17 protein-coding genes and 1 pseudogene are annotated in these 20,933 nt (G+C 68.9%); 8 read left to right on the forward strand and 10 right to left on the reverse strand.

Going from position 1 to position 20,933, the window contains the following annotated elements; all coding sequences use genetic code 11:
- The 3 genes from ACZ5IQ_RS14020 to ACZ5IQ_RS14030 are packed head-to-tail and all read right to left on the reverse strand — an operon-like array spanning position 1 to position 2,977.
- A complete protein-coding gene (locus tag ACZ5IQ_RS14020; protein ID WP_464481377.1) occupies positions 1 to 822 on the reverse strand; it encodes a mycofactocin-coupled SDR family oxidoreductase in 822 nt (273 codons plus the stop codon).
- Complete coding sequence (locus ACZ5IQ_RS14025; protein ID WP_464481378.1) at positions 819 to 2,381, reverse strand: flavin-containing monooxygenase; 1,563 nt, start codon at positions 2,379 to 2,381, stop codon at positions 819 to 821. Before ACZ5IQ_RS14025 ends, ACZ5IQ_RS14020 begins: the two co-directional genes overlap by 4 nt.
- On the reverse strand, positions 2,378 to 2,977 hold the full coding sequence (locus tag ACZ5IQ_RS14030) for a TetR/AcrR family transcriptional regulator (protein WP_135356378.1): 600 nt from the start codon (positions 2,975 to 2,977) through the stop codon (positions 2,378 to 2,380). The genes ACZ5IQ_RS14025 and ACZ5IQ_RS14030 overlap by 4 nt, the downstream gene beginning before the upstream one ends.
- Before the next feature lie 96 nt (positions 2,978 to 3,073).
- On the opposite strand from ACZ5IQ_RS14030, the gene ACZ5IQ_RS14035 reads away from it, so the two are divergent.
- Positions 3,074 to 4,345, forward strand: a complete 1,272-nt coding sequence (locus ACZ5IQ_RS14035) for an HNH endonuclease (protein ID WP_464481379.1) — start codon at positions 3,074 to 3,076, stop codon at positions 4,343 to 4,345.
- On the opposite strand, the gene ypfJ is transcribed toward ACZ5IQ_RS14035, so the two are convergent.
- Entirely contained in the window at positions 4,342 to 5,232 is an 891-nt protein-coding gene (ypfJ, locus tag ACZ5IQ_RS14040; protein WP_409429981.1) for a KPN_02809 family neutral zinc metallopeptidase, read from the reverse strand. The genes ACZ5IQ_RS14035 and ypfJ overlap by 4 nt on opposite strands.
- A gap of 32 nt (positions 5,233 to 5,264) precedes the next feature.
- On the opposite strand from ypfJ, the gene ACZ5IQ_RS14045 reads away from it, so the two are divergent.
- Complete coding sequence (locus ACZ5IQ_RS14045; protein WP_464481380.1) at positions 5,265 to 6,785, forward strand: carboxylesterase/lipase family protein; 1,521 nt, start codon at positions 5,265 to 5,267, stop codon at positions 6,783 to 6,785.
- Here the strand turns inward: ACZ5IQ_RS14045 and ACZ5IQ_RS14050 are convergent.
- Positions 6,773 to 7,288 carry an SRPBCC family protein gene (locus tag ACZ5IQ_RS14050; protein ID WP_464481381.1) on the reverse strand — a complete coding sequence of 172 codons (516 nt, stop codon included), beginning with the start codon at positions 7,286 to 7,288 and terminating at the stop codon, positions 6,773 to 6,775. The two genes, ACZ5IQ_RS14045 and ACZ5IQ_RS14050, sit on opposite strands and share 13 nt — an antisense overlap.
- Positions 7,289 to 7,321: 33 nt before the next feature.
- Positions 7,322 to 7,786: an MPT63 family protein gene (locus ACZ5IQ_RS14055; protein WP_061004480.1), complete on the reverse strand. Its 465-nt coding sequence runs from the start codon at positions 7,784 to 7,786 to the stop codon at positions 7,322 to 7,324.
- Positions 7,787 to 7,861: 75 nt separating this feature from the next.
- Between ACZ5IQ_RS14055 and ACZ5IQ_RS14060 the strand changes: the two are divergent.
- Positions 7,862 to 8,515 (forward strand): annotated as a pseudogene (locus tag ACZ5IQ_RS14060) (phosphoribosyltransferase); the annotation flags it as partial.
- On the opposite strand, the gene ACZ5IQ_RS14065 reads toward ACZ5IQ_RS14060, so the two are convergent.
- Entirely contained in the window at positions 8,515 to 9,684 is a 1,170-nt protein-coding gene (locus tag ACZ5IQ_RS14065; RefSeq protein ID WP_464481382.1) for a DUF3060 domain-containing protein, read from the reverse strand. The pseudogene ACZ5IQ_RS14060 and the gene ACZ5IQ_RS14065 overlap by 1 nt on opposite strands.
- A 191-nt stretch (positions 9,685 to 9,875) precedes the next feature.
- On the opposite strand from ACZ5IQ_RS14065, the gene ACZ5IQ_RS14070 reads away from it, so the two are divergent.
- Complete coding sequence (locus ACZ5IQ_RS14070) at positions 9,876 to 12,500, forward strand: LuxR C-terminal-related transcriptional regulator (RefSeq protein WP_464481383.1); 2,625 nt, start codon at positions 9,876 to 9,878, stop codon at positions 12,498 to 12,500.
- On the opposite strand, the gene ACZ5IQ_RS14075 is transcribed toward ACZ5IQ_RS14070, so the two are convergent.
- Complete coding sequence (locus tag ACZ5IQ_RS14075) at positions 12,497 to 13,378, reverse strand: oxidoreductase (RefSeq protein WP_464481384.1); 882 nt, start codon at positions 13,376 to 13,378, stop codon at positions 12,497 to 12,499. The two genes, ACZ5IQ_RS14070 and ACZ5IQ_RS14075, sit on opposite strands and share 4 nt — an antisense overlap.
- Positions 13,379 to 13,441: 63 nt before the next feature.
- On the opposite strand from ACZ5IQ_RS14075, the gene aspS reads away from it, so the two are divergent.
- Complete coding sequence (gene aspS, locus ACZ5IQ_RS14080) at positions 13,442 to 15,217, forward strand: aspartate--tRNA ligase (protein WP_464481470.1); 1,776 nt, start codon at positions 13,442 to 13,444, stop codon at positions 15,215 to 15,217.
- Here aspS and ACZ5IQ_RS14085 read toward each other — a convergent pair.
- On the reverse strand, positions 15,182 to 17,731 hold the full coding sequence (locus ACZ5IQ_RS14085; RefSeq protein ID WP_464481385.1) for a flavin-containing monooxygenase: 2,550 nt from the start codon (positions 17,729 to 17,731) through the stop codon (positions 15,182 to 15,184). The two genes, aspS and ACZ5IQ_RS14085, sit on opposite strands and share 36 nt — an antisense overlap.
- A 77-nt stretch (positions 17,732 to 17,808) precedes the next feature.
- Between ACZ5IQ_RS14085 and ACZ5IQ_RS14090 the strand changes: the two genes are divergently transcribed.
- Positions 17,809 to 18,240 (forward strand): nitroreductase family deazaflavin-dependent oxidoreductase, encoded by a 432-nt coding sequence (locus ACZ5IQ_RS14090; protein WP_409429975.1) that lies wholly within the window; start codon positions 17,809 to 17,811, stop codon positions 18,238 to 18,240.
- 3 nt (positions 18,241 to 18,243) lie between these two features.
- Here ACZ5IQ_RS14090 and ACZ5IQ_RS14095 read toward each other — a convergent pair whose 3' ends face one another.
- A complete protein-coding gene (locus ACZ5IQ_RS14095) occupies positions 18,244 to 19,428 on the reverse strand; it encodes a thiolase family protein (protein WP_464481386.1) in 1,185 nt (394 codons plus the stop codon).
- Positions 19,429 to 19,524: 96 nt separating this feature from the next.
- Between ACZ5IQ_RS14095 and ACZ5IQ_RS14100 the strand changes: the two genes are divergently transcribed.
- Both ACZ5IQ_RS14100 and ACZ5IQ_RS14105 read left to right on the forward strand, forming a co-directional pair.
- Positions 19,525 to 20,001 (forward strand): winged helix-turn-helix transcriptional regulator, encoded by a 477-nt coding sequence (locus tag ACZ5IQ_RS14100; protein WP_212811586.1) that lies wholly within the window; start codon positions 19,525 to 19,527, stop codon positions 19,999 to 20,001.
- A gap of 9 nt (positions 20,002 to 20,010) precedes the next feature.
- Positions 20,011 to 20,922, forward strand: a complete 912-nt coding sequence (locus tag ACZ5IQ_RS14105; protein ID WP_212811585.1) for a DUF389 domain-containing protein — start codon at positions 20,011 to 20,013, stop codon at positions 20,920 to 20,922.
- Positions 20,923 to 20,933: the final 11 nt, after the last annotated feature.

Below are 20,933 nucleotides of genomic sequence, written 5' to 3' on the forward strand. Positions count from 1 at the left end.
TCAGATCTTGAGATAACCCTTGTCTGCCGGGATTTGCGCAGCCGTCACCAACGACGACGCGTCGCTCGCCAACCACACCACGATGTCGGAGATCTGATCCGGCTTGATCAGTGAATCCGTCGGCAGCGCGCCGGGGGAGAAGCTGTGGATGTACTGCGGATGATCCTGCAGGACCTGGTACATCGACACGTCGTTGCCCATGGGGGTGTCGGTGCCGTACGGGTGTACCGAATTCACGCGGATGCCGAACTCGCCCAGTTCGACGGCCAGCGCGTTGACCATGCCCACCACGCCGAACTTGCTGGCGCAGTAGTGCCCGCAACCCGGCACGGCCTTGATGCCGGCGGCCGAACTCGTGGCGATGATGGACCCACCGTTGCCGGCCGCGATCATCGCCGGCACCACGGCACGGATGGTGTTCCACATGCCGGTCAGGTTGATGTCCAGGGTGTCCTGCCACTGCTGCGGAGAAATCTCCCAGAGTCGCCCCCAGTTCAGCACGCCCGCGTTGGCCACCACGATGTCCAGCCGGCCGAACTGTTCGATGGTCTCGGCGACCACGCGCTGCTGGCCTTCGGCGTCCCGGACGTCGACCTGCTTCGCGTAGATCTTGCGGCCCTCGCCTTCGACGAGGTTCACCGTCTCGGCCAGATCCGCGGGAGTCGCCGGCGCGTACCCGTTGGCCTCCGCCACGGGCGCGCAGGCGTCGATGGCGACGATGTCGGCACCGGCTCGTGCCAGCCGGGCACAGTGCGAACGGCCCTGTCCGCGCGCGGCTCCGGTGACGAACGCGACCTTGCCGGCCAGCGGTTGATCGGTCATGCGCTGAGCTCCTCGCTCATCGTGGCCGCCTGGACGGCGCTGAACTCGTAGTCGGTGAGCGGCGATCGCCGCGCGAAAATCCTTGCCCCGGTGATGGTCTGCGGCCGGTAGTACGGCGTTTCGTGCTGGGAGTTGACGAAATAGGTGCGCAGCGCCGATTTGCGGGTGTAGTAGGTGTGCGCGGTCCGGCCGCGGCGGTCCATCAGGGCGTTCCACTTGTGGAACGCGTCGCCCGTCACCGCGACGACCGGGGCGTGGGCGCGGTCCCGGGCTTCTGCAATGATCCGAACCGCATGGGCGGCAACGGTTTCCACGTAGTCCATCCAGGCGAACCCGACGAACCCGAGCGGGCCGACGATCTCCCAGCGGTTCGGCAACCGGGGGTGGGCCGTGCCGGCGTAGGCGTGCAGGCCGTGGGCGCGGTAGTACTCGGCGAGGTCGAACCCGCCTGCGCCCGTGATGGTTCCGGGCCGGTAGGTTTCCGGGTCGGTCCACAGCTCGTAGCCCGTGGCGGCGACCAGCAGGTCGGCCGGGTGGTCCACGCCGTCGGCCGTGCGGATCCCGTCGCGGGTGATGCGTTCGATGGGTGTGGTGATGAGGTGTGTGTCGGGGTGGTTCAGGGCCGGCAGGAAATCGCTGGAGATCACCGGCCGTTTGGCCATGATGCCGTAGCGGGGGAGCAGCGCCTTGCGGGTCGCCGGGTCCTGCACTGTCGACCGCAGCAGCAACCGGTAGAGGTTGCGGCTGTTGCCGTCGTACAGCGGCATGAGCCTGGTCAGCACTGAGCGGGGCAGCCGGGAGAAGACGTGGACGATCGGCACGACCATGGCGACGTCCATCAGCAGCCGTCCGAAGACGTTGGCCGCGCTGACGACACCGGGCACTCTGAGCACCCGCCGCAGCCACGGCGGGATGTCGAAGTCGACCTTGGGCAGTACCCAGGCCGGAGTGCGTTGGTACACATCGAGATTGGCGGCGACCCCGGACAATGCCCCGGTGATCTGCACTCCGCTGGAGCCGGTGCCGATCACCGCGACGCGCTTGCCGCGCACGTCGTAGTCGTCGTCCCAGTCGTTGGGGCGCAGGATGGTGCCCTCGAAATCCTCGATGCCGTCGATGTCGATGACGTTCTTGGCGTTGACGTATCCGCCGACCGAGCTGATCAGGAACCGGGCCGTCACGTCGGGCTGGTTGCGAATCGACAGCCGCCACAGACCGGCGTCGTCGTCCCACTGCTGGCGCAGCACCTCGGCACCCGCACGCAGGTGCGGTCGCAGGCCCAGCTTGTCGGCGGTGTCGCGCAGGTAGGCGTAGATCTCGGGCCCCGGCGCGAAGAACCGGGACCAGTTGGGGTTGGGTGCGAACGACAACTGGTACCACAGCGACGGGATGTCGACGGCGAGCCCGGGGTAGTGGTTGTCACGCCAGGTGCCGCCGAAGTCGTCGCCCCGGTCGAGGATGACGAAGTCGTGAATCCCCTTCTGCTGCAGCAGGTGGGCCGAGGCGATGCCGCCCGGCCCGGCGCCGATGATGACCACTTCGTGGTCGGGTGTGGTCATGGTGCCTCTCCGTTGAGTCCATTGATGATGTGGTCGGTGACGAAGCGCCGGATGGCGCGGGGATTGTCGAGGTTGACGCCGATGGGCGGGAGCAGTTCGAAGCTCAGCAGCACCCGGACGATCCATTCGCCGGCGCGCGCCGGGTCGACGCCGGCGCCGATCTCACCGTCGCGCTGCGCGGCCTTGACGCGCGGCTTCCAGAGTTCGACGGCGCGCTTCATGAGGTCTTCGCCGATGTTGCGCAACAGCAGGACGACAATGCCCTCGTTGATGCCCTTCTGCGGCGCCGAGGGTGAACTCTGCCGGTGCGCGCAGATCAGGACGGCAGCTGCGGCCACCTGGTCGGCCAGCGTGGACTGCTTGTCGATCTCCGCGGCCATGCCGTCGACGAACCTGGAGGCCAGATGGTCCAGCGCGACGCTGATGGCGTGGTCACGACCGCCCAGCGCGTTGTAGACGGTGCCACGCGAGACGCCGGCGGCTTCGGCCACCGCGGTGAGGCTGAATTGCCTTGGGCCCAAACGATGGAGCGTCTCCGCAGTGGCTTCGAGTAGTGCCGGCGAGATGGTGCGCGGCGTCGGCGGCTTGGCGGGCATTTGCACACATTAACGAAATTTGTTCAATGTGGTCAGCGATTCGGGATATCGATTTCGTGGTGGCACTTGTCGGGGGCAAGGTGTATATTCGAACATATGAGCGAAGCTTTGGTGCTGAACCCGGACGCTGACGAGGCGGTGTTGTCGGGTCGCATGGCGGAGCTCGAGCGAGCGAAGGCGCGTGCGGCGGCAGAGCAAGCGCGGATTGCGGTGGCGTTGGAGGCCCGGCGGGTGGCGGCCGCCACGGCGGGTGGGCCGCGGGTGTCGCGGGCCGCGCTGGGTTCGGAGATCGGTTTGGCGCGGCGCGAGTCCCCGCATCGGGGTGAGCGGTTGATGGCGATGGCCCGCATCCTGGTCGCGGACATGCCGTGCACGCTGGCCGCGTTGGAGTCGGGTGTGCTCTCCGAGCACCGGGCCGAGCTGATCACCAGAGAGGCGGCGTGCCTGTCGGTGTTGGATCGCCGGCTGCTGGATGCCGAGTTGTGTGGGGATCCGGGCCCGCTGGCGGGGTTGGGGAACGCCGAGGTGTCGGCGGAGGCCGCGCGGATCGCCTGTGAGCTGGATCAGCAGACCGTGGTGGAGAAGATGAGGCGGGCGCGGTCCGCGCGGCATGTGCGGTTCCGGGTGGCCGCTGACGGCATGATGTCGATGACGGTGCTGATGCCGGCGGCCCAAGGGCAGTTGGTGCGCCAGGCGCTGGCTCGTGAGGCGGCGTCGGCGGTGGCGGCGGGTTCGGAGCGCAGCCGTGCGCAGGTGATGGCCGATGTGGTGGTGGAGCGGGTCACGGGTCGTGATCCGGTCGCGACACCGGTGCCGGTGACACTGAACCTGGTGATGTCGGATGAGACGCTGCTGACCGGGGGCGAGCAGCCCGCGCAGTTGGACGGCTATGGGCCCATTCCGGCGGCGCTGGCTCGCGACATGGTGCTGGCCGCGGCGGCCGATGCGACGGTGGGGGCGGCGTTGCGGCGCCTGTACGCCCAGCCGGGTACCAACAAGCTCGTCGCGATGGAGTCGAAGGCGCGGGCGTTTCCGAAAGCGCTCGCGACGTTCATCGGGTTGCGGGACCAGATCTGCCGGACCCCGTACTGCAATGCGCGGATTCGGCACACCGACCACGTCACGCCCCATGCCAAGCGTGGGCCGACGAGCGCGCACAACGGCGATGGCTTGTGCGAGCACTGCAATTACGTCAAGGAAGAACCGGGTTGGCAGGCGGCGGCGAGTTATGACCGGTACGGCCGGCACACCATCGCGCTGACCACGCCATCGGGCGCGGTGTACACCTCAACGGCGCCGCCGACACCGGACGGGTTGCGCATCTTCACCCGCGATGTCCACATCGCGCGGATCAGCCCTGCGGCTTAGCCCAGGTCCTGCGCGTTGTACGTGTCGCACTGCTTGGGGTCACCGGTCTGGTAACCGGTGGTGAACCACTTCTGCCGCTCGGCCGACGAGCCGTGCGTCCACGACTCCGGGTTGACGCGTCCGGTGGCCTGCTTCTGGATGTGGTCGTCACCGACCGACGATGCCGCCGACAGCGCATCGGCAATGTCCTTGTCGCTCAACGGCTGCAGGAACGGCACGCCGGTGCTCTTCTGCTTCACCGTCGACGCGTAGTGCGCCCACACGCCGGCGTAGCAGTCGGCCTGCAGCTCGGTGCGCACGCTGTTGCCCTCGGCGCCCTTCGGTCCGCGCTGCGCCTTGCCGATGTCCCCGAGCAGGTTCTGCACGTGGTGACCGAACTCGTGGGCCACCACGTACTCCTGGGCCAAAGGGCCGCCGCTGGAACCGAATTCGTCGACCAGGGTCTGGAAGAAGCTGGTGTCGAAGTAGGCGACCTTGTCGCCGGGGCAGTAGAACGGGCCGACCGAGGTGTCGGCCGGGCCGCATGCGGTGTTGACCTGCCCGCGGAACAGCCGAATCTTCGGCGGCGTGTAGCCCTTCAACAGCTGTGACCACACGCCGTCCACCGAGTTGCCAGTGGCCACGATGCGGCACTCGAGGTATTTGTTGGCATCCGCGCCGGTCTTGCACTTGCTCAGGTCGTAGGCGCTGGACCCCTCGCTGGATTGGGGTGCCTGGTTCTGGTTGCCGAGAATCGAACTGGGATCCACACCGAGGAACATGGCGACCACCACGATCACCAAGCCACCCATGCCGCCGCCGATCGCCATCCCGCGACCGCCGAAACCACCGCCCCCGCTGGTCGACGTGTTGCTCGTGTCGATCTGCATACCTTCGTTGAAGGACATCACCGCTCCGTCCGGGCCTCGAATACGACTGGATGTCAGCTTTCCACACTAGGATTTCCGGTGTGGCCGTCCAGCCCGAAACCATCGACCGTTCGACCATCGTTCACACCGTCGCCGGCGCCCTCAGAGGCACCACCGAGGGCAGTGTGCACGTCTGGCGTGGCGTCGGTTACGCCGAGCAGCCCGTCGGGCCGTTGCGGTTCCGCGCACCGCAGCCGCTGGTCCCATGGTCCGGCATTCGCGACGCCATCGATCACGGACCCATCCCGCCGCAGGGCAAGTCGTTCGTCGGCGGCGGCCGCGACGACCCCAAGATGCGCGACGAGGCCTGCCTGACCGTCACGGTGTGGTCACCCGATGTGACGGGCTCCCTGCCGGTGATGGTGTGGATTCCCGGCGGCGCATTCGTGTTCGGCGCCGGTCAGTTGCAGCTGTACAACGGGTCCCGGCTCGCGGCGAACGGCAACGTGGTGGTCGTCAACGTCACGTATCGGCTCGGCGTCTTCGGCGGTTTCGAACTCGGCGACCTCGGCCCGGGATTCGACGACAACCTGTGTCTGCGGGACCAGATTGCGGCACTGCGGTGGGTGCGCGACAACATCGCCGCGTTCGGCGGCGATCCAGAGCAGGTCACCGTCTTCGGCGAATCCGCGGGTGCAACATCGGTGCTGGCGCTGCTGGCAAGTCCTGCGGCCGACGGACTGTTCGGCCGGGCCATCGCGCAGAGCCCGGCGCTGCCGCTCATCGCCGACCGTGAGACCCGGGCCCGCCAGGCTCACGAGTTCGTGCGCCGCCTCGACGTCCCCATCGACGAGATCGTCGCGCTGCCGCAGCGCCAACTGCGACGCGCCGCCGGTCAGTTGCAGGGGGAGAGCGCGGCCAACAGTCCCAAACTGGCGTACGGGCTGACGTACGGTGTCGACCTGCTGCCCGCGCATCCGGTGCTTGCCGCCCGCGCCGGGGCCGTGGCCAAGGTGCCGTTGATCGTCGGCACCAACAGCCGCGAGGCATCGATGTTCGCGTGGGGCAGGCCGCCGATGCTGCCCACCACTGTGCCCATGGTCGACGACTACTTCGCGCGTATCGCACCCGACGCCAAAGATGCTGTGCTGCAGGCCTATCCGAGCTACCCGCGGCGCCGGGCGCTGATCGCGATCGGCTCCGACGTCATGTTCGGCGCCCCGACGTGGGCCTTCGCGGACGCCTACAGCGGCCACGCGCCGACGCACGCCTACCGGTTCGACCACACGACCTGGACGCTGAAGGTGCTGGGCCTCGGTGCCACGCACGGCAGCGAGATCGTGCACATCCAGCACAGCTACGGCTCATACCTCGGCCGCATGCTGCATCCGCTCGGGCGTCAGGTGCAGCCGTCGGTCGGCCGGCGGATGCAGCGCACCTGGCTGGATTTCGCGACGGCGGCGCCGGCCAACTGGCCGACCTACGACACCGGCCGTCGGGCCACGCGGGTCATCGGCTCGATGCGCGACGAGACCATCGACGACCCGGACCAGGCCCGCCGTGTGGTCTGGGAAGGGCTCTACGCGCCGTAACGCTCGTCCCCGTAGCGCTCGTCACAGTAGCGGCGCAGATTGTGCAGGAACCGCTGGAACAGCCAGCCCATCATGGGGCCGCCGGCCCGCATGCCCAGCTCGCCGGCGAGCCCCTTGGGCTTCATCGCCATGACCCACGTCAGGTGACAACCGTCGGCGGTTTCCTCGACGGTGTAACCCTCGGCGAAGGCCGACAGCATGTTCGAGGTGCTGGTGTTGAACCGGAACGCCATGTAGGAGAACGGTTCCCAGCCGATGAACTCCTCGTCGCCGACAATGTGGCCGCGCATGGTCACCGTGCGGGTGGTGCCCACGCCGTACGGTTTCGGGCTGGTCCACTCCACGTTGGTGATCAGCGTCGCCCAGCGCGGCCAGGACGTCTCATCCGAGAAGACTTCGAACAACTGCTCCGGCTTGATCGCCAGATCGACTTTGCTGACGAAGCGGAACGGTGCGCTGTCGATGAAGTCGACGCCGACGGGCTCGCACTGGTAGGTCCTCATGAGTAGACACCCTAGAACAGAGTGTCTACTGGATCACGGAGTCCAGACCATCAGGTCTTCCATACCGTTGTTCATTGTCACCGTCGTGGGGGCGGGTCCGGTGACGTCGAAGTGGATCTTTCCTGTCGATTGCCCGCCTTGCGGGATGGTGCCACCGCTGATGTTGACGGGGCTCGCGACCATCCACAGCACGCGGTACGCAGCCTGGTTCGGTGCGACGGCGTTGAACTGTGAAATGCCCGGGGTGACCGGGCCGCTCAGGGCCCGGACGGTGGCGGTGGCCTCCCAGAGCTTTCCGGCGACCCGGTAGCCGGGCATGACGTCGGAGCTCGGCTTGAGGTCGGAAACCTGCCAGCTCAGCTGGACCTGGCCGACGCTGTCCGTCATGGTCATGGCGCTACCCAGCTTGCCGACGAGTGGATAGCCGGCCGACGCGATCGGCGCACTGGCGATGCCGATGACCGAGAGAACCGCAACAGCTGCTCCGGTGACCTTCACTTCTGCCTCCTCGAAACGGTTTTCATCTGACCTGTCAATTACGGATTACCACTCAAAAGCGCTGATGGGAATAGGATCGGGACTACGCGACACCATGCATCGAGGCGCGTCTTTCGTGATCGTTCAGAAGCGGGGCGCGTATTGGCCGGTCTGCTGACGGCGTACCGCGGCAGGCGCGATGTCGTCGTGCTCGGTCTGGCCCGTGGCGGTGTGCCCGTCGCCCAGGAGATCGCCGGCGCGCTCGACGCGCCGCTGGACGCGTTGATCATCCGCAAGTTGGGCGTCCCCGGCCACGAGGAGTACGCGATGGGCGCGATCGGCGGCGGCGGTCACGTCGTCGTCAATGCGGATGTGGTTGGGCCACTGCAGATTTCCGAGGAGACGCTGTCTGAGGTCGCAGCGGCCGAGGGTCGCGAGCTGCAGCGCCGCGAAACCGATTACCGGCAGGGGCGGCCGCCGCCGAACGTCAAGGGGCGCACCGTGATCCTCGTCGACGACGGCATGGCCACCGGCGCCAGCATGCGCGTCGCCGCCGAAGTGGTGCGCGACCGCGGGCCGCGGACGCTGGTGGTGGCGGTGCCCGTCGGCGGCGAGGCGGCGTGCCGCCAGCTCATGGGAATCGCGGACGACGTGGTGTGTGCCGATATGCCGACGCCCTTTGCGGCGGTGGGGGAGTCGTACCGTGATTTCGATCAGGTCAGCGACGCCGAGGTACGCCGGCTGCTGAGTTAGGGATTGACGACGGTTTCGCCAGGCCCGGACTCGACGGTTTTGCCAGAGCCGATGGCGACGGCGTGGCTGTCCGGACCTTCGGCACTGACCGTGTTGGACGTGCCGAACGCCGCGGCGGTGCTGTCGTTCCCGTGCACGTCGACATCGTTGTACGAACCGTTTCCGGCCTCTGCGGCGCTGTTGTTCCCGTTCACCTGCACGCTGTTTCCGGAATCTGTCGATGTCAAGCCGGCCTTGGCGGAGCTGCCGTCGCCGCAGACCTGCGCGCTGCTGAAGTCGCCGAGGGCGTCGGCCGTGCTGTGATCTCCCTCGATCCAAGCGGTGGTGTGGTCGCCGATGGCGCTTGCCGTGTTGCTGTCGCCGACCACGTAGGCAGAGCTGTGGGGGCCAACCGTCGCCACGTCGTTACTGTCGCCGCTGACCGAGGCGCCACTGTCGACGCCGTCGGTGGATACGTCGTTGTGGTCGCCGGTGACTCGCACGGTGACGGTGCCGGTGTTCGTGCTGCCGCTGCTGGTGACGTCGTTGTCCGAACCCCGCACGACGACGACATTGCGGGCCCCGGTCGCGGCCACCGTGTTGTCGGATCCGATCAATGAAACGGTGCTGTCCAGACCCGTGGCATCGACGGTGTTGCGGGAGCCGGTGACGGTGGCCTCGCTGTCGATACCGGAGGTGCGCACGGTGTTGTCGGACCCGCTGACGGTGGCCGCGCTGCCGGAACCGGAGGCGGTGACGCGGTTCCCCGTTCCGCTCGCGGTGGCCGTGGCTCCGGTGCCGCTGGCGGTGACCTTGTTTCCTCCGCCGGCCAGGCAGGTTTCGCATGCGCGCGTGTTGATGATGGCGGTGGCGCCGTCGCCGCGGGCGATGGCCAGTGAGCCCTGGCCACCCGAGGAGATCGCCGTCGCGTCGGATCCGCGGGCGATGGCCACCGAGCCCTTGCCGTCGGAGGTCGCGGTGGCGTCGCCCCGCTGGACTCGGGTGGTGCCGTTGGTGGCGACGGCCATGTTCTGGCCGGGAGAGGTGGGTGCGGTGGTTCCCGGCCCATCCGACGTCGGCGAAGACGGAGCCGGCTTGGCCGAGGCCACGCCGGGTGCGACGGCCAGTCCTACGCCCAATGCCACCGCAAGCGCCCCGATCCGCCCGATGTGATTGGCATGGCCCATGATTCGCCCCTTCCGCCTCCGCCCACCGCCGGCGATCGCGCCGGTGATTGGACGGTAAGGCGGCCGACCGCCCGGGACTGAGGTAAGGCCCTACCCCAATCATCTAGCCCAGCTATTGTTTGCTGTCGGCCAACCTGGCAGCATCTGATGCAAATGGTGTGAGTTTGCTGTGGTCCGGGGGTGATCGGTCAGTGCTCCACGAATGGCCCCTGCACGGTCGAGCCGACGAACTGCGCGCGATCGAGACTGCGATCAGACGCCCGGATCGGGCCCGCGGCATCGTCCTGTCGGGTGCCGCCGGTGTCGGCAAGACCCGCCTCGCGCGTGAAGTCATCACGGCCTGCCGGCCGCCGGGGCGGTCGCGGTGGATCGCCGGCACCGCGTCGGCCCGCAGTATCCCGTTGGGTGCGTTCGCGGACATTGCCAGTGACTTCGGTCCCGATCCACTGCGGCGGGTGCGGGAGGTGATCGATGGAGTCATCGGCGCCGCGCCGACGGGTGCGGTGGTCGTCGGTGTCGATGATGCGCATCTCCTGGATGACCTGTCGGCCTTTGCCGTACACCAGCTTGTGTCGCGCAAGCTGGCCACCGTCGTGCTGACGTTGCGATCGGGTGAACCGGCGCCCGACGCCATCACCGCGATCTGGAAAGACGACGTACTGGAACGCATTGAACTGCAACCGCTTTCCTCATCTGCCATCGCGAAGCTCGTCGAACGCATCCTGGGCGGGCCGGTGCATTCACGGTGTGTGCAACAGCTATGGCAGTACACGCAGGGCAACGTCCTGTATCTGCGCCACCTGTTGGACACCGAGGTGAGCGCCGGCCGGTTGACGCAGCAATCGGGGGTGTGGATGTGGCAGGGCCAGCCACGGCTGACACCCACGCTCGCTGAACTGCTCACCACCCGGATCGGCCAGATCCCGGCGGCCGCGCGCAATGTGCTCGATGCCCTCGCGGTTACCGAACCACTCGACATCGAAACCCTGGCAGCGGTGACGGATTCCGATGCCATCGCCGAGACGGAAGCGCTCGGGTTGATCCGCATCGACAGCAGCGCGACGCCGGCGTCGGTGCGGCTGGCCCATCCGATGCTCGGTGAGGTGCGGCGTACCGACTCGCTGCGGATGCGTCGGCTGCACGGGCAGATCGCCGCCGCGCTGATTGCCCGTCCCGCCGGCGATCCGCGTGATCTGGTGCGCCGCGCGGTGCTGACGCTCAACTCCGATCTCGACCCCGACCCGGCGATCCTGAACGCGGCGACGTCGGCGGCGATCCAACTGACGGACATGCGGCTCGCCGAGTCGCTGGCCGAGCGGGCGGTGGCGGCAGGTGGCGGCCTGGAAGCCGATATCGCGCTGTCGCTGGCGCTGATCTGGCAGGAGCGCGGCGAGGAGGCCGAGGTCATCTTCGCCCGGCTCGCCGCCGACACCTCGGGCCCGCTGCGGGTTCAGGTCGCGTTGCTGCGCGCCCTGAACTTCGCGGTGATCCTCGGCCACACGGCCCGTGCCGAAGCCGAACTCGACAACGAGATACCGGCGGGCGACGCCACCGTCGCGGCGACGGCACTGGCGTTGCGCGCGTCGATCGACGTGGCGCGTGGCCGGTCGGCGGCCGCCATCGAGCAGGCGCGCAGAGTTGTCGACGATCCGGCCGCCGATCCCGTCGCACGGATGCTCTCGACGTGGGCGCTGGTGAGCAGTCTGGGGGAACTGGGCCGCATCGACGAGGTCGAAGCCGTCGCGGAGGCCGGCTACCGGCTGGCCGACAGCAGTCCGGAGGTATCGCACCTGCGCCTACCTCTGGCATTTCTGCACCTGCACATGCATCGGCTGGCCGGCACTCTCGACCAGGCCGACGTGACCATCGCGCGCATCCGCCGCGACACCGTCGACGTCCCGATCGAGGGGTCGTGGCAGGTGGCCGAATCGTGGCACGCATTCGTGGCGGGGCTGTCGGCCATCAGCCGGGGCGCGCTGGCCGATGCGCACCGGCTGTGCCTGGAATCGCTCGCCGACTTCAGCGCCCGAGACAGCGGCAGCATGCGCAAGATGCTGGCTCGACTGTGGCTCGTCAGTGCCGACGCGATGTCGGACCGCGCCGACGACGCGCGCCGCGAGTTCGCCGCCACGCCGTGGTGGCAGGCCGATCCGGACGCCTGCGCCCGCGACCCTGACCGCACTCTGGCCCACGCCTGGGTGTGCGCCGCCGAAGGCGCTGTGTCCGAGGCGATTTCGATAGCCCGGACGGCCGCCGCGCGGGAGCGTCAGCTCGGCCGGCTGGGCTGGGAGGTCATGCTGCTGCAGACGGCCACGCAGTTCGGCGATCGCACCACGGCGCCCAGGCTCGCCGAGCTCGCGCTGACGGTGCGGGGGCCGCGCGCGGCGGCCGCCGCGGCGCACGCCGTCGCGCTCGCCGCAGCCGACGGCGACGGCCTGGTGGCGGCGGCCAAACACTACGAGTACTTCGGCGACCGGGTGGCGGCCGCCGATGCCGCCGCGCAGGCCGCGGCCGTGTACCAACAGGCCGGACTGCGTGGGTCGGGACTCGGCGCGGCAAGCACCGCCGCCCGGCTGGCGGCCGAATGCGGTGGAGCCGATACCCCGGCGCTGCGCGCCGCGGCCACCCCGCTGGCGATTACGGTCCGGCAACGCGAGATCGTCGCGTTGGCGGCCAAGGGGCTGAGCAACACCGCCATCGCGGAGCGACTCGGGATGTCCCGTCGCTCTGTGGAGGGGCACATCTTCCGGGCGTGTCAGCGCGTCGGCGTCAACAGCCGCGACCAATTGGTCGAGCTCGTCTTCGGCCGGCGCTAGCCCGGTCCGTCGCCGGCCGCGGCGAGCAGCGGCACCAGGACGTCACTGATCGGGGTGGGGATGCCGTGCGCGGCACCCTTGCGCTGGATGACGCCATTGCGGATGTCCCACTCGAGCGGACGGTGTGCTTCCCGGTCGACGAGCATCGAGGTCGCCATGTCCGTGGGCGCCTGCTTGAGCATGTCGGCGATCTCGTCGACGACGCCGTCGGGCAGCGTCGCGCCCTCGGCCCGCGCGACCGCGAGGCACTCGGCCAGGTACCTGCGGGCCAGGGCGGCGACATCGTCGCGCCGGAACATCCCGGAGCGCCGGCCGGACAGCACCATGAATCCCACCACGGCGTTGACCAACAGCTTCCGCCATGCCTCGCTCAGGAAGTCCGGGTCCAGCTCGACGGCGATCCCGCTGCCGTCGAGGTCCGCGGCCAGACGGGCCGCGGCCGCGTTGTCGGGCAGCACCAGCCGCGGGGCGCTCAGCACCTGCACCCAGCCCTCGGGGCGGGTCTCCGCGGCGATCCAGATCGCCGCGGGTACGACGGCCGATTCGGGGCAGTAGGGCCGCAGCCGGTCCGCCTGCTCGACACCGTTCTGCAGCGCACAGACCACGGTGTTCGGACCACACAAACGGGCCAGCCACGACGCGGACGCGGCGTACTGGGTGTCCTTCACCGCCAGCAGCACCACGTCGACCGGTCCGGCGACGGTGTCGGGATCGGTGTGCACCGGGCCGGGCACGACGATGGGCGCGCGGCCGTCCACCCGAACCTCGATCGCCTCGCGCGGCGTCCGCCCGCACAGCAGCACCTCATGGCCCGCGGCGTACAGCAGCGCGGCGATAGTTGATCCGATGGCACCCGGTCCCACGAGGGCAAAGCTCACTGTCGCCAAAATACCGGTCGAGGCTCCCCTTAGACTTAGCGGTCGATTCAGACGTCAGAGGAGATTTTCGTGTTGCGCAGCCACGCCGCCGGTTCGTTGCGGTCCACCGATGCCGGTCAGACGGTGACCCTCGCCGGATGGGTGGCGCGCCGGCGCGACCACGGCGGCGTCATCTTCATCGATCTGCGTGACGCCTCCGGGGTCTCCCAGGTGGTGTTCCGCGACGCCGCCGTGCTGGAGCAGGCGCACCGACTGCGCGCCGAGTTCTGTGTCCTGGTCACGGGCGTCGTCGAGGTGCGGCCGGACGGCAACGCCAACAAGGACATCGCCACGGGCGACATCGAGGTCAACGCGAAGACGCTGGAGGTGCTGTCCGAGAGCGCGCCGCTGCCGTTCCAGCTCGACGAGGCCCCGGGCGAGGAAGCCCGTCTGAAGTACCGCTATCTGGACCTGCGCCGGGAAGGCCCGGGCAACGCGATCCGGTTGCGCTCCAAGGTCAACGCCGCGGCCCGCGCCGTGCTGGACAAGCACGACTTCGTCGAGATCGAGACGCCGACCATGACCCGGTCGACCCCCGAGGGCGCGCGCGACTTCCTGGTGCCCGCGCGCCTGCAGCCCGGCTCGTTCTACGCGCTGCCGCAGAGCCCGCAGCTGTTCAAGCAGCTGCTCATGGTGGCGGGCATGGAGCGTTACTACCAGATCGCGCGCTGCTACCGCGACGAGGATTTCCGCGCCGACCGGCAGCCCGAGTTCACGCAGCTGGACCTCGAGATGAGCTTCGTCAACGCCGACGACGTCATGGGCGTCGCGGAAGAGGTGCTGGCGGCGCTGTGGCAGCTGATCGGCGTCGAGCTGCCGTTGCCGCTGCCGCGCATCAGCTACGACGAGGCCATGCGCCGCTTCGGTTCGGACAAGCCGGACCTGCGCTTCGCCGTCGAGCTCGTCGAGTGCACCGACTACTTCAAGAACACCCCGTTCCGGGTGTTCCAGGCGCCGTACGTCGGCGCGGTCGTCATGCCGGGTGGGGCGTCGCAGCCGCGCCGCACCCTCGACGGCTGGCAGGAGTTCGCCAAGCAGCGCGGCCACAAGGGCCTGGCCTACGTGCTCGTCGGCGAGGACGGCGAGCTGGGCGGCCCGGTGGCCAAGAACCTCACCGACGACGAGCGGGCCGGTCTCGCCGCGCACGTCGGCGCGCAGGTGGGGGACTGCATCTTCTTCTCGGCCGGTCCGGCCAAGGGCGCCCGTGCCCTGCTGGGCGCGACGCGCATCGAGATCGCCAAGCGCCTCGACCTGATCGATCCGAACGCCTGGGCCTTCACCTGGGTGGTCGACTGGCCGCTGTTCGAATCCGCCGACGCGGCCACCGCATCGGGCGACGTCGCCGTCGGTTCGGGTGCCTGGACCGCGGTGCACCACGCGTTCACGGCGCCGCAGCCCGACTCGATCGCGACGTTCGACACCGACCCGGGTTCGGCGATGGCAGACGCCTACGACATCGTCTGCAACGGCAACGAGATCGGCGGCGGCTCGATCCGTATCCACCGTCGCGACGTCCAGGAGCGGGTGTTCGCGATGATGGGTATCGACGAAGCCGAGGCGCAGGACAAGTTCGGATTCCTGTTGGACGCCTTCACCTTTGGCGCGCCGCCCCATGGCGGTCTGGCCTTCGGCTGGGACCGCATCACCGCGCTGCTGGCCGGGGTGGACTCGATTCGCGACGTCATCGCGTTCCCGAAGTCCGGCGGCGGCGTCGACCCGCTGACCGACGCCCCGGCGCCGATCACGGCGCAGCAGCGCAAGGAGTCAGGTATCGACTTCAAGCCCGAGAAAGGCGCGTAAGGCTTCGGCCATCTGGGCGCGGACGGGCTCGCCGGATACGACGAGGTCGACCATCGTCATCGACAGGTGCGTGTGGCCGCGGGCCTGTACGTGCTCGGTGGGCACGCCGGCCGCGGCCAGCGCGGCGGCGTAGGCGTTGCCTTCGTCGCGCAGCGGGTCGAACTCACACGTCACCACCATCGCCGGGGGCAGGCCGGCGAGGTCGCCGCGCAACGGTGACCGCCGCTGATCGTCGGCGGGACCGGCGTAGAGGTCGGCGAACCACTGCATGAGCGGAGCGGTCAGTCCGTAGCCGTCGGCGTTCTCCTGATACGACGGATACGGCCGCGCGTCGGTCACCGGCGTGAGCAGGAGCTGCCCGCCGATGCGCGGGCCGCCGTGGTCGCGCGCCCACTGGCACACGGTCGCGGCGATGTTGCCGCCCGCGCTCCAGCCGGCGACGGCCAGCCGGTCGGGGAGGCCGCCGAGCGCGGCGGCGTTGTCGGCCACCCACTGCAGCGCGGCGACGCCGTCGTCGAAGGCCGCGGGGAACGGATGCTCGGGCGCGTGCCGGTAATTCATCGAGAAGACCACCGCGTCGGCCCGCACGCACAGGTCGCGGCACAGCGGATCGTCGGACGTCGCGTCGCCCAGCACCCAGCCGCCGCCGTGAAAGTAGACGATCACCGGGTGCGGCCGCGGCGTCGCCGGGCGGTACAGCCGGTACTCGAGTTCGCCTGCGGCGCCGGGGAATCGGCCGTCGATGACCTCGCCGACATCCGGCCCCGGCGGTCGGGTGGCATTGGCCTCGACCATGGCGGCGCGCGCCACGTCGACCGGAAGTGATTCCAGCGGCGGCGGATTCAGCGCCGCCACCATGTCGAGCACCGACTGCACGTCCGGTTGCAGCCGCCGGACGACGCCGTCGTGGCACTGCGCACCGGCCGGTCCGGACAGTTTGAAGCCCAGGTAGTCCCGGCCGACGACGTCCGCGCAGGCCGCACTGTAGAAGTCGACGCCGGCCGCGTAGGGCATGAAGACGCGGGGCTTGCCGGGGATGTTGGCGCCGACGTACCACGAATTGGCTTGCGGGAACATGGTGATGGCGCCGGCATCGGCGACGTGCTGCATCCAGCCGGCCTCGGCCGTCGGCGTCGGCTCGATGGTGTCGAAGCCGTGCTCGCGCAGATATGCCATCGTGTCGGTGACGAGTTCGACGTGCTGCTCGATGGACACCGCCATGTTGGAGAGCACCGACGGACTGCCCGGTCCGGTGATGAGGAACAGGTTCGGGAATCCGGTGGTGGTGAGGCCGAGGTAGGTCGACGGCCCTTGTGCCCATTTGTCTTTCAGTGCGAGCCCGTCGCGTCCGACGATGTCGATGGCCGTCACCGCACCGGTGATGGCGTCGAACCCGGTCGCGAACACCAGCGCGTCGAAGTCGAACGATTCACCCACGGTCTCGACGCCGCTCGCGGTGACGCCGACCAGCGGCTGGGTCCGCAGGTCGACCAGCCGCACGTGGGGTTGGTTGAACGTGGCGTAGTAGTCGGTGTCGAGGCACAGCCGTTTGGCGCCGACCGGATAATCCTTGGGACACAACAGGTCCGCGGTCTGTGGATCATGCACCGCGGCGCGGATCTTGTCGCGGACGAAGTCGGCGAACGACTCGTTGGCGGCCGGGTTGCTCATCAGGTCCGAGAACATGTTGAGCGTTTCGAGGAGTTCGCCGATCTCCCAGGCGCGTTCGTACCGCTGCTGACGGTAGGCCTCGGGCACCGCGAATGTCGGGATCAGTGTGCGTTCCTGGGGCACGCCGCCGAACGACGCGCGCGCCGCCGCCCGGTACGCGGGCTCGTCGGCCAGCGCGGCCTGCTTCTCCTCCGACACCGGCCCGTTGTGTGCGGGGATGGAGAAACACGGCGTGCGCTGGAAGACGGTCAGCTGCGCCGCCTGCGCGGCGATCAGCGGAATCGACTGGATACCCGACGACCCGGTGCCGACCACCCCGACGCGCTTACCGGTGAAGTCGACCGGTTCGTGGGGCCAGCGATTGGTGTAATACCTTTCGCCCGTGAAGGTTTCGATGCCCGCGATGTCGGGCTCCTTGGGGATCGAGAGGCAGCCGGTGGCCAGCACCAGATGACGGCACGTGACGTCGTCGCCGTGGTCGGTGCGGACGCGCCAGCCGCCGTCGGTCCAGTGCGCGCTGGTGACGCGCGTGCCGAACGTGATGTCGCGGCGCAGGTCGAACTTGTCGGCGACATGGTTCAGGTACCCCAGGATCTCCGGCTGGGTGGCGTACTTCTCCGACCATTGCCAGTCGCGGTGCCAGTCCGGGTCGAAGCTGAACATGTAGTCGAGGCTGGGGATGTCGACGCGCGCGCCGGGGTAGCGGTTCCAGTACCAGGTGCCCCCGACGTCGTCGGCGGCTTCGAAGACGCGGACCGACAAGCCGTGTTCCCTGAGCCGGTGCACCAGGTACAGGCCGGCGAAACCGGCTCCGACCACAACTGCGTCCGCATCTGGCGTCATCGGCACCTCTGTCAATATCAGGCAAGTATCGCGCCGTCACGGGAACATTTGGGCCGGTTTACGAGGTTGGCTGAGGCATGACCGAATTCACGGACGCCGCGTCCTTCCATGCCTTCAATGCCGCCATCGTCGACGAGTTCCGCGCCAACGGCGGCAAGGTGGGTGGCCAGTTCGAGGGTGGCAACCTCCTGCTGTTGCACACCACGGGCGCCAAGTCGGGCCAACCGCGCATGTCGCCGCTGGCGTACCTGCCGGTCGACGGCAAGATTCTCATCGTCGGCTCGAAGGCCGGCGCGCCCACCCACCCTGACTGGGTGCACAACCTGCGCGCCAACCCGGCTGCCCGCATCGAGATCGGCGACGACGAGTACGACGTCGTCGCGCGCGAACTGCCCGATGACGAGCGCGAGGCCACGTATCCGCTCATCACGGCCGTGGCCCCCGTCTTCGCCGAGTATCAGGCGAAGACGTCGCGCGTCATCCCGCTGTTCGAGCTCGTGCGCGCCTGAGCGCTACAGCCGCTCGATGATGGTGGCGTTCGCCATGCCGCCGCCTTCGCACATCACCTGCAGGCCGTAGCGTCCGCCGCGCTGGTCGAGGGCGTTGACCAGCGTGCTCATGATGCGGGCGCCGCTGGCCCCGAGCGGGTGGCCGATGGCGATGGCGCCGCCGTTGACGTTGGTCTTGGCCAAGTCCGCCCCGGTGTCGGCGGCCCATGCCAGCACGACGGGCGCGAACGCCTCGTTCACCTCGAACAGGTCGATGTCCGACAGTGACAGGCCGGACCGGGCCAGCACCTTCTCGGTCGCCGGGATGACGCCGGTCAGCATGTATAGCGGGTCCGATCCCACCGCGGTCATGGTGTGGATGCGGGCCAGTGGCGTGAGCCCGTGGCTGCGGGCGAAGGCGCCACTGGTGATCATGACCGCCGCGCTGCCGTCGGACAGCGGCGACGAGTTGCCGGGCGTGATCTCCCAACGGATTTGGGGGAAGCGCGCGGCGTAGGCGTCGCTGTAGAACGCGGGCCTCAGGCCCGACAGCGTCTCCACCGAGGTGCCCGGCCGGATGATCTCATCGGCGGTCAGGCCCGCCACCGGCACGAGTTCGTTGTCGAACAGCCCGTCCTTGGCGGCGCGGGCGGCCTTCTCGTGGCTGGCGGCGGAGAATTCGTCCAGCTCGGTCCGGGAGAAATTCCAGCGTGCCGCGATCAGTTCGGCGCTGATGCCCTGGGGGACAAGACCCTCGGGATAGCGCTCGGCCATGCCGACGCCGAACGGGTTGCTGCCCGGCAGGACGGCCGCGCCCATCGGGACGCGGGACATCGACTCGACGCCCGCGGCGATCACCGCGTCGTACGACCCGGCCAGCACGCCTTGCGCTGCGAACGAGATGGCCTGCTGCGAACTGCCACACTGGCGGTCGACCGTGGTTCCGGGCACGCTCTCGGGAAAGCCGGCGCCCAGCAAGGCGTTTCGGGCGATGTTGGCGGCCTGGTCGCCGGCCTGGGTGACCGCGCCGGCAATGACGTCGTCCACCAGTACCGGGTCGACGCCCGTGCGTTCCACCACGGACCGCAGGCTGTGGGCGAGCAGATCGGCGGGGAGGACGTCGTGCAGGGCGCCGCCCGCCTTGCCCTTGCCGACCGGCGTGCGGACCGCCGCGACGATCACGGCATCGCGGTCTGTGTATCCCGACATGAGAATCCTCCTGTAACTCCACGCTGAGTACTGCTTCCTATACCCAGATCTAACACCTGGGTATGGCAAGAGCAACCCAGCGGTAGAGTGATCCGCATGACAGCGCTGCAGGGTGTGCTCGCCGAACGCGACAAGTGGTCGGCGGTCGGCCAGTGCGCCATCGAGAAGACGATGTCGCTGGTCGGCACCAAATCCGCCATGCTGCTCATGCGTGAGGCCTACTACGGCACAACGCGTTTCGACGACTTCGCCAAGCGGGTCGGCATCACCAAGGCGGCCACCTCGGCGCGGCTCGCCGAACTGGTGGCGGCCGGCCTGCTGACCAAACGGCCGTACCAGGAGCCGGGTCAGCGCAGCCGCGACGAATACGTGCTGACACAGGCCGGCACCGACTTCATGCCGGTGGTGTGGGCCATGTTCGAGTGGGGCCGCAAACACCTGGGCGACACCGGCCTGCGGCTGACGCACCTGGGCTGCGGCGCCGATGCCACCGTCGAGATCCGGTGTGCGGACGGACACGAGGTCCCGCCCGAGGAACTCGGGATGAAGCTGGCACGCCGCCGCGGTCGGTAATCTTCGGCCGTGCTGCATCTACGCGTGATCACCCCGCCGGAACTCGCCGATTCGGTGCTCGAGCTCTACCGGCACCACGGCGGCATCGCCAACGTGGTGGCCCACCCGGGCGCGGCGATCGATCCGCGCGGTGACGTCATCACCGCCGACATCGCCCGTGACGCCGCCGACGGGCTGATCAGCGGGCTGCGAGCGCTCGGCATCGATCAGGACGGCGCCATCACGATGGAGGTGCTCGACACCGTGCTGTCGACGGCCGCCTACCGCGCCGAGGACGAGATCGACGGCGACGGCGAAGACGCGGTGGTCTGGGACGAGCTGGTGCTGCGCACCCGCGAGCAGAGCAGCCTCGGCATCTCCTACATGGCGTTCCTGTGCATCGCGTGTCTGCTGGCCGCGGTCGGCGTGCTGACCGATTCGGCGATCACCGTCGTCGGCGCGATGGTCGTGGGCCCCGAATTCGGGCCGCTGGCCGCCCTGGCGGTGGCGGTGGTGCGACGCAAGGGCTATCTCGCGAAGCGCGCGGCGCTGGCCCTGCTCATCGGATTCCCGGCGGCGATGCTCGTCACAGCGGTGGCCACGCTCGGCTTCGAGGCGCTGGGCTGGGTGACGTTGCGCAGTATCCACGAGCTGCAGAACGTCGACTTCATCTTCCAGGTCGGGCCGTTCTCGTTCGTGGTGGCGCTGCTGGCCGGTGCGGCCGGGATGCTGTCGCTGGTGACGTCGAAATCGGCTGCGCTGGTTGGGGTCTTCATCTCGGTGACGACGGTCCCCGCGGCCGGGATGTCGGTGGTTGCGGCCACCACGCGCGACTGGGATGTGGCCCTGGCGTCGGCGGGGCAGCTGGCCGTCAACATGGTCGGCATCGTGGCGGCGGGGGTGCTGGTCCTGGCCGGGTACAACCGGGCCCGCCGCCGCTAGTTTTCTCCGCC

The sequence above is a fragment of the Mycobacterium toneyamaense genome (assembly GCF_055384815.1).

Excerpts from the sequence above, each read along its gene's own strand:
- ACZ5IQ_RS14045 (WP_464481380.1), top strand. The coding sequence starts at position 5,265 with ATGTCAGCTTTCCACACTAGGATTTCCGGTGTGGCCGTCCAGCCCGAA.
- ACZ5IQ_RS14095 (WP_464481386.1), bottom strand. The coding sequence starts at position 19,428 with ATGTCGGGATACACAGACCGCGATGCCGTGATCGTCGCGGCGGTCCGC.
- ACZ5IQ_RS14030 (WP_135356378.1), bottom strand. The coding sequence starts at position 2,977 with ATGCCCGCCAAGCCGCCGACGCCGCGCACCATCTCGCCGGCACTACTC.
- ACZ5IQ_RS14085 (WP_464481385.1), bottom strand. The coding sequence starts at position 17,731 with ATGACGCCAGATGCGGACGCAGTTGTGGTCGGAGCCGGTTTCGCCGGC.
- ACZ5IQ_RS14065 (WP_464481382.1), bottom strand. The coding sequence starts at position 9,684 with ATGGGCCATGCCAATCACATCGGGCGGATCGGGGCGCTTGCGGTGGCA.
- ACZ5IQ_RS14090 (WP_409429975.1), top strand. The coding sequence starts at position 17,809 with ATGACCGAATTCACGGACGCCGCGTCCTTCCATGCCTTCAATGCCGCC.
- ACZ5IQ_RS14100 (WP_212811586.1), top strand. The coding sequence starts at position 19,525 with ATGACAGCGCTGCAGGGTGTGCTCGCCGAACGCGACAAGTGGTCGGCG.
- ypfJ (WP_409429981.1), bottom strand. The coding sequence starts at position 5,232 with ATGTCCTTCAACGAAGGTATGCAGATCGACACGAGCAACACGTCGACC.
- ACZ5IQ_RS14025 (WP_464481378.1), bottom strand. The coding sequence starts at position 2,381 with ATGACCACACCCGACCACGAAGTGGTCATCATCGGCGCCGGGCCGGGC.
- ACZ5IQ_RS14050 (WP_464481381.1), bottom strand. The coding sequence starts at position 7,288 with ATGAGGACCTACCAGTGCGAGCCCGTCGGCGTCGACTTCATCGACAGC.
- ACZ5IQ_RS14035 (WP_464481379.1), top strand. The coding sequence starts at position 3,074 with ATGAGCGAAGCTTTGGTGCTGAACCCGGACGCTGACGAGGCGGTGTTG.
- ACZ5IQ_RS14020 (WP_464481377.1), bottom strand. The coding sequence starts at position 822 with ATGACCGATCAACCGCTGGCCGGCAAGGTCGCGTTCGTCACCGGAGCC.